Annotated in this window: 5 protein-coding genes; all 5 read right to left on the reverse strand. The window is 60.3% G+C overall.

The genetic code is table 11. From position 1 onward, the window contains the following. Window positions 1–42 precede the first annotated feature (42 nt). Window positions 43–1,845 carry a glutamine--fructose-6-phosphate transaminase (isomerizing) gene (gene glmS / locus BSG09_RS15540; protein WP_092934693.1) on the reverse strand — a complete coding sequence of 601 codons (1,803 nt, stop codon included), beginning with the start codon at window positions 1,843–1,845 and terminating at the stop codon, window positions 43–45. 2 nt (window positions 1,846–1,847) lie between these two features. Beyond that, window positions 1,848–3,023: a sugar phosphate nucleotidyltransferase gene (locus BSG09_RS15545; protein ID WP_092934695.1), complete on the reverse strand. Its 1,176-nt coding sequence runs from the start codon at window positions 3,021–3,023 to the stop codon at window positions 1,848–1,850. 170 nt (window positions 3,024–3,193) lie between these two features. After that, complete coding sequence (gene moaC, locus BSG09_RS15550) at window positions 3,194–3,715, reverse strand: cyclic pyranopterin monophosphate synthase MoaC (RefSeq protein WP_092934697.1); 522 nt, start codon at window positions 3,713–3,715, stop codon at window positions 3,194–3,196. Continuing rightward, window positions 3,708–5,156, reverse strand: coding sequence for an NAD(P)H-hydrate dehydratase (locus BSG09_RS15555; RefSeq protein WP_092934699.1), 1,449 nt, complete (start codon window positions 5,154–5,156; stop codon window positions 3,708–3,710). The genes moaC and BSG09_RS15555 overlap by 8 nt, the downstream gene beginning before the upstream one ends. A 140-nt stretch (window positions 5,157–5,296) precedes the next feature. After that, window positions 5,297–6,601 (reverse strand): RNA-guided endonuclease InsQ/TnpB family protein, encoded by a 1,305-nt coding sequence (locus tag BSG09_RS15560; RefSeq protein WP_092934701.1) that lies wholly within the window; start codon window positions 6,599–6,601, stop codon window positions 5,297–5,299. Window positions 6,602–6,837 lie beyond the last annotated feature (236 nt).

The following is a 6,837-nucleotide window of genomic DNA, read 5'->3' on the forward strand; positions in this document are numbered from 1 at the left end:
ATTCAAGTCAGTGATCGATCGAGAAGGTGAAGCGCGTCTGAGTTACTCGACTGTCACGCTCTTGGCCAGATTACGCGGTTTATCAATCGAACGTCCAAGTAGGTTCGCAACCCAGTAGGCAACCAACTGTAACTGGACGTTCGCGAGCACGGATCCACCGAGATCGCCGACGGCAGGAATCTCGAGGACGTGATCGGCATACCGTGTCACGTCGGACTCACCGTCAGTGATCGCCACAACGGGTGCATCGCGGGCTTCGACTTCTTTGACGTTCCCGATGGTCTTTCGGGCAGTCTCGCCGTCACCGGTGACGACCGCGAATACTGGCGTGTCTTCGGTCACGAGTGCGAGCGGACCGTGTTTCAATTCGCCAGCCGCGAACCCTTCCGCATGTCGGTAGGTAATCTCTTTCATCTTCAGTGCGCCCTCGAGCGCGACCGGATAGTGGTATCCACGGCCGATGAAGAAGTAGGCATCAGCGTCGACGTACTCCTCAGCGACTGCTCGTGCGTCCGTCGTCTCGAGGACGGTCCTGACCTGGCCAGGAATATCCCGGAGTGCCTCGAGCTCTTCGCGAGTCGGCCCGTCGCCGAGTGTGAATGCCAAGAGGGCGAGTGCCAACTGCTGGCTTGCGAAGGTCTTCGTTGCGGCAACGCCGATCTCGGGACCAGCCCTGATATAGAGGGTGTGATCACACTCCCGTGCAGCCGAACTGGCGACCGTATTGGTCACTGCAAGCGTCGTTGCGCCGGCGCGGGCTGCCTCTCGAAGCGCGCGTAACGTATCAGCCGTTTCGCCGCTCTGGGTAACGCCGACGACCAGGGTCTCATCGTCGATGGGGACGCGATCGCTCGCGTACTCGCTGGCAAGAAACGCCTGCGCCCGAACCCCTGCTTCCCGGAGTCGCTCAGCGCCGAACAGCGCCGCGTGATACGACGTCCCGCAGGCGACGAACTGTACCGGCCCCTCGTGGTCGAGGTCAGCAAGGTCTTCGAGATCGACCGCTCCATCGAGATCGTCGATTCGACCGCGAAGACACTGCCGCAGGGCTTTCGGCTGCTCGTGGATTTCTTTGAGCATGTAGTGGTCATAACCACTCTTTTCTGCGTCTTCGGGATCCCACGCAACCGTTTCTATCGGCCGGTCGACGGAGTTGCCCTCCGCATCGGTGACGACAGCATCGTCGGCAGTCAGCCGAACGAAATCGCCATCCTCGAGATAACAGACGCGATCCGTGTGCTCAACGAACGCGGGGACGTCACTCGCGAGATACGTTCCGGTCTCGCCGAGGCCAACGACGAGCGGAGAGTCTTGTCGAGCCGCATACACAGTCTCCGATCCATCGAAGACGGCGGCAATCGCGTAACTACCCTCGAGTTGATCGATCGCCAGTCGGAACGCTTCCTCAGGAGCCGCGCCGCGGTCGAGATAGCGACCGATTAACTGCGGGACGACTTCGGTGTCGGTCTCACTCTGGAACGTGATTCCGGCATCGACGAGGTCATCGCGAAGTCGCTGGTAGTTCTCGATGATCCCATTGTGAACCACGGCAACGCGATCCGCTTCGTCGCGATGAGGATGTGCGTTCACATCGGATGGGGGACCGTGCGTACTCCAGCGCGTATGGCCGATCCCAGTCAATGCACCCTCGAGTTCGTCTCTCGGAACCGTGTTCTCGAGTGCTGATAGCTCGCCCTCTGTCTTGTGAACCCTCACCGACGGTGTTGGCACAGCAAGGCCGGCAGAGTCATAGCCGCGATACTCGAGACTTGACAGGCCATCGAGGACGACATCGACGGCGTCGACACCGTTGGACGTCCCAACATACCCGACGATACCACACATCGTCACTGCACCTCCGTTTCATCGTCGACCGTCCCGCTGACGGCTGTGCCGGCGGTAATAACAGCATCGGAGCCAACGACCGTTCCCGGCGCGTAGGTCACACCGCCCCCATCACGAACACGATCCGCGAGCACAGCACCCAGCCGCTCGTTCTCGTGGATTCGATCGCCAACGCGGACATCGCCGGGACCACCGACCATGGTCGAGCCAGCGCCGATCTGAACGCCATGGCCGGTCACGCCATCGATGAGCGTCGCGTTTGCCCCGATGCGGGTGTCTGCATCGACGACACTGTTTTCGACGACTGCGTTCGCTCCCACCGTCACGTTCTCGCCGAGTGCGACATTCGGGCCGACGACGCTCCCTGGGCCGATGACGCAGTCCGTCGAAATCACGACCGGTTCGACGATCGTCGCGGACTCATGGATCTGTGCATCGGTTGAGACCGTACTTTCGACGCCGTCTGTATTCCCAAGAAGTGTCTCCGTCACTTCGAGTAAGTCCCACGGATACGTCGCGTCGTACCAGAACCCGTCAGATGTGACACCGCGGACGGTTTCGTCTGCGGCGATCGCGTTCGCAATACCGTCGACGAGCGAGTATTCGTTGAACTGTGGCTCCGGACCACGGAGATAGTCGAAAATCTCGGATTCAAACGCATAGACGCCCGCGTTGAGATGGTAACTTCGGTCGTCATGGGGCCGTTCGACGATCTCCGAGATGTTCTCGTCATCCTCGAAGATCACGCCGCCGTAGTTGGCGATGTCCCCGTCTCGAACGAGTCCGAGCGTTGCGATGGAATCGCTGTCGTGGGCCTCGTGGACATCCTCGATGAGCCTCTGTTCAACGAGCTGATCGCCGTTGAGTACGAGCTGTGGACCTGAAACCTCGGGTTCGGCTTCCAGAAGCGCGTGACCACTGCCGAGTTGCTTGTCTTGGACGACGTAGTCGATCGACGCACCACGGTACGTCGATCCGAAATGCGACTGCACGTGCGTGCGACCGTAGCCGACAACGACCGTGATCTCCGTGATATCGGCGTCGACAAGCGCATCGAAGACATGCTCGAGTATAGGCTTGGTCGCTGCGGGAAGCATCGGCTTCGGCCGATGTTTGGTCAACGGCCGAAGTCTGGCCCCTTCCCCCGCTGCAAGGACCACCGCAGAACTGATTGGCATGTCAAGAATGACAGTAATGAACGACTATTGTTCTTGTGGATCGGATTTTCACTCAGCACTAGCATTCGAGTTCGGTTTAGTGGTCCGTGACAGGGGTTACGGCTCGAGAACTCCAATGGTGACCGCTCAGTCGTCTCGGCCTGGATACTCAAACGCGTCACGCGTCCTGGTTACGTCCGCTGTTTTTCCTTTGTGAGCACGCGCACGTTCTCGGTCCTGGTGTCGGGATACTGACCTGCATCGTCTTTTTCGACGGCTTTGACCATGTCCCAGACGACATTGAGGCCGGTCGTAACGCCCTCGAGGGCCTCCATCTCACAACCCGTCTTGCCGGTGGTCTCGACAGCGACCCGAAGCTCTATTCGGTCCTCGGCAAGTGAGAAGTCGGTGTCGACGTTCGTGATCGGGATCTGGTGGCACATCGGGATCGTTTCCCACGTGTGTTTGACGGCCTGAATCGCACCGACACGGGCGGTCGCGAGCACGTCACCCTTGCCTACTTGATCCGCACGGATGGCCTCGATCGTCGACGGCTGGAGACGGATCTCGCCAGCCGCGACGGCGCGACGCTCACTATCGGGTTTGTCGCCGACGTCGACCATCTGGACGTCACCTTCATCGGTAGTGTGAGTGAGGTCGTCAGCTGCGTGGTCGTCTCCGCTCGAGTCGGCTACGTCGTCGTTCTCACTCATCTGCCTCACCCCACAGCGCCGCGGGAATCTCGTCGAGCATCTCGGAGGCGAGTACGCCGAGTGCATCGGTGTCGGCCAGACGCTCGCCTGCAACGCCGTTGACGTACGCACCGGCTGTCGCGGCCTCGAGCGGGTCGGCATCCTCAAGCAGTGCCGCAACGATACCGGCCAGCAAGTCGCCAGTGCCGCCGACTTTCATCCCGGGCGTCCCCGATCGGCAGATCCGGGTGCGCTCGCCGTCGGTTATCACGTCGTCGACTCCTTTTGCGAGGACGACGTGGCCCAGGTCGGCCGCGAAGGCCTCGATTTCGTCGGCCGCATCACGAAGTGAGTCGGTGTCCGGCCCGCCCATCCGGGCGAGTTCCCGTCTATTGGGCGTACAGACGAGCGTCGCCTCGGTGTCGATCTCGGGGACGACCGATAACGCGTCGGCGTCGACGACCGCTGCCCCCGTGTAGGACGCGAGGAACTGGCGCGTCGCCTCGAGCGTCTCGTCTGCGGTGCCGAGGCCGGGACCGAGGACGACGATATCATCGTGGCGTTCGGCCGTTTCGGCGAGGTCGTCGGCTTGGTCGGGTGAGAGGCGATCACTTCCGTAGGGCTGGACGATGAGGTCCTCGGCGTAGCTCTGGATCTCACCGGCGACGGACTCCGGCGCGGCGACGAACGAGAGTTCGACCCCGGCCCGGAGCGCCGCCTGTGCTGCGAGGGCCGGCGCCCCGGTGTAGGGGCCGCCACCGATAACGAAAACCCGGCCGTCGCGACTGTGTGGTCGAGCGAGGTCGACGTCACCGGGACCGGCGAACCGTTCAGCAGCAGCCGGAATCCCGATACCTGCGACGGTGATGTCGGCATCGAGGTCATCGAGCCCTGGTTTCGTATCGTGGAAGGTGACGACGTGGTCGGCTTCAACGCCGTTAGCCGCGTGGTCTCCCCCATCGGCGTCGAAGCCGGATGGGACATCGACTGCGAGGACGGTCGTGTTGGCGTCGTTGATCGCCGCCGCCGCGGTCGCTGCTGGCTCCCGAAGGTCGCCGCTGATCCCTGTGCCGAGCATCGCGTCGACGATCACGTCTGCTTCACCGAGATCGAACACGCTCGAGTCAGGTGTGAGAGCGGTCGAGTCGGTCACTTCGCGGGTGTCGTACTCTGCCTGCTGGAGTGCGTCCCAGTTCTCGCGGGCGATGTCCGTGCCGATCAGCTCGGCGCGGCCGAGCAGTAGCGTCGTGACGTCGTACTCATCGAGAAATCGGGCGGCGACGAACGCATCACCGCCGTTGTTTCCCCGGCCGGCGACGATGACGACTCGAGCGCCAGGGTCGGCAATCTCGCGGATCGCTCGAGCGACCGCGTGTCCGCTCGATTCCATCAACTGCTTTTGTGACACGCCCAGCGCCGCGGCGTTCGCGTCGACAGCGGCCATTCGCTCGCCTGTAATCATACGCGAGGGTTCGGCCGGCCGACCGTTGAAGATTGCGGACGGTACAGTCCATTCGACGGCTGGCACCCCATCGTCGGTCGAGCATCGCGTGACTCGAGGGCGTGCTGGTTCCGCGACCAGCACCGGTGAACTACCCCACCCTACTCGCTCACGGCTAACGCCGTTCGCTCGTTGAGGGTGGGGCTTCCTGTGTCAACGACGGCACTTGCAGGAACCACGTCTCGTTGACGTGACCCCGCAGCGGTTCCAGTCTCAGCAGGCGTTGATTCGGCCAGTTCCTGACCTAATCCCGATTCATCCTCAACCACTCCCAGTTCGAGCAATCCAAGACGCTGTACCTCAAGAGCAGCGTTCTGGTCACGGTCAGTCTCGAACCCACACGACGGACACGAGTGTTCTCTCACCCACAACGGCTTATCAGACTCGACACCACACTTCACACACCGCTTCGTTGTCCCATCAGGTGGAACGAGGACAACGTGGCATCCGTTCTTCTCGCCAAAGCGTTGGAACGTTTGCAGCGTCTCATACCACGACATCGACGCGATATTCCGACTGTTCCCGTTCTGTTTCATCATACTACCGACGTTCAAATCTTCAAGGAACACGGCATCGTATTGCTTTGTATACGCGTTGGCGAGAGCTTCTCGATACGCTTTGCGCTTGTTCGACAACCGCTTGTACGCTCTCGCCAACTGTTGGCGTGCCTTGTTCCAGTTGTTCGACTCGTGTTCCTTGCGAGAAACGGATTGGTGGCGTTTGTCGATGCGTTCGCGGTCTTCCTCTTCGTCTAACGGTCGGAACGCTCGCCCGTCGGAATCATGAATAAACTTCGTGATGCCGAGGTCGATGCCAACGGTATCCTCAACGTCGATGTCTGCGACAGCAGGTTTCTCGGGATAGTCAGCATCGTATTCAACCATTATGCTGACAGTCCAGTCACCCGTTTTCTGCTTTTTCAGAATGACTTCCTTGATGTCTGAGCCGTCTGGGAGTGGTCGGTGAAAGTTCAGGTGGAACGTGCCTATCTTGGAGAATTCGACCGTCGCGTGGTCAGTCCGACCCGTGTTACTATCCACGTCAAAGCCAGACTGGTTGTACGTGATGCTACGGTACTCTCGCGGGCTTTTCCACTTGAGTTTACCTACGTCGAATCCACGTTCTTCGAGTGAGTCGAGGACACTTTCACTGTTCTTGATACGGCGCACTGCCATTTGCAGGCATTTCGAGTACACGCTGCCCCATTCAGGCCACTCACGCTTCCACTCGGGAAGCTTGTTCTGCATCGTCGTGTACGATGGCTTGTCGTAATCAGGAGCGGGTTTGTACTCTTGGGTGAGTGCGTGGTTGTGTACTTGTCGGCAGGTTTGAATCGCTTTCCACGCACTCTTGGCAGTCGAAGTGTCCTCGGGTTTGGCAGCGTATTTGAACGCTTCTTCGACCACTGTTTGCTGGTTAGTCGTGTCTAGACTTGAGCGTTTTGATGAGATTGGGTGACGGCTGTATCCCCGCCCTACTGCGCTACTCGTTCACTACCGTTCACTGCGTTGCTCCTTGAGGACAGGGACTTAGCCTGTTAGAAGTTACGCTCTTCCGTAGGAGATTGTTGATACTACTGAGCGGTCGCTGGAGAGTCGAAGAGGACAAGGGCACCGCGTCAGCGGTGCCCGACACGGATGAT

The organism is Natrinema hispanicum (genome assembly GCF_900111485.1).
Classification (GTDB): Archaea; Halobacteriota; Halobacteria; order Halobacteriales; family Natrialbaceae; genus Natrinema; species Natrinema hispanicum_A.